The sequence below is a fragment of the Acinetobacter sp. CIP 64.2 genome (assembly GCF_000369645.1).
Taxonomy (GTDB): Bacteria; Pseudomonadota; Gammaproteobacteria; order Pseudomonadales; family Moraxellaceae; genus Acinetobacter.
On the sequence record NZ_KB850122.1, the window covers coordinates 1,814,373 to 1,815,091 of the forward strand.

The 719-nt window shown below is 52.4% G+C and carries 1 protein-coding gene; it reads right to left on the reverse strand.

Annotated elements, in window-relative coordinates:
• Positions 1–719, reverse strand: a 719-nt coding sequence (locus F895_RS02635) for an Ig-like domain-containing protein (RefSeq protein ID WP_005243749.1), incomplete at both ends; no start/stop codon positions are given.

Below are 719 nucleotides of genomic sequence, written 5' to 3' on the forward strand. Positions count from 1 at the left end.
GGATAGTTCACACCATCAACAGTCACCACCACTTTCGCATCTGGATCATTCACTGTACCCGTTAATAACGGAGTGCTGTCATTGGTTAACAGATTGTCCAAGGCAACAATCGGTGCCACCGTATCCACAAGGCCCGTACCTGGTAAGGATACATTTCCTGCTGGATCTGTTGCTGTCGCAGTCACTGCCTCACCATTCAACAAGCCACCCGGGTTCGGTACACTCCACACCCCAGTTACTGGGTCTGCAGTCACCTGTTCGGTACTGCCATTCGGGAAGGTTACTTTCACCGTTGAACCTGGTTCTGCTGTACCGGTAATCGGATCAACCGCATTGATTGGATGTAACACAGGGGCATTCGGTGCAACCGTATCAACGGTTACTGTACCTGTGGTTGTACCCACATTCCCTGCCGGATCAGTCGCTGTGACGGTCACGGTATGCGGACCATCGGTCAACGTTGGCAAGGTGTTGTCTGCAAGCGTCCAGGTACCATTGCCATTGTTGGTGGCTGGATAGTTCACACCATCGACGCTCACCACCACTTTCGCTGTTGGATCATTTACCGTACCCGTTAATAACGGGGTGCTGTCATTGGTTAACAGATTGTCCAGAGCAACGATCGGCGCAACCGTATCCACAACGGCTGTACCTGGTAAGGACACATTGCCTGCTGGATCTGTTGCTGTCGCAGTCACCGCCTCACCATTCAACAAGCC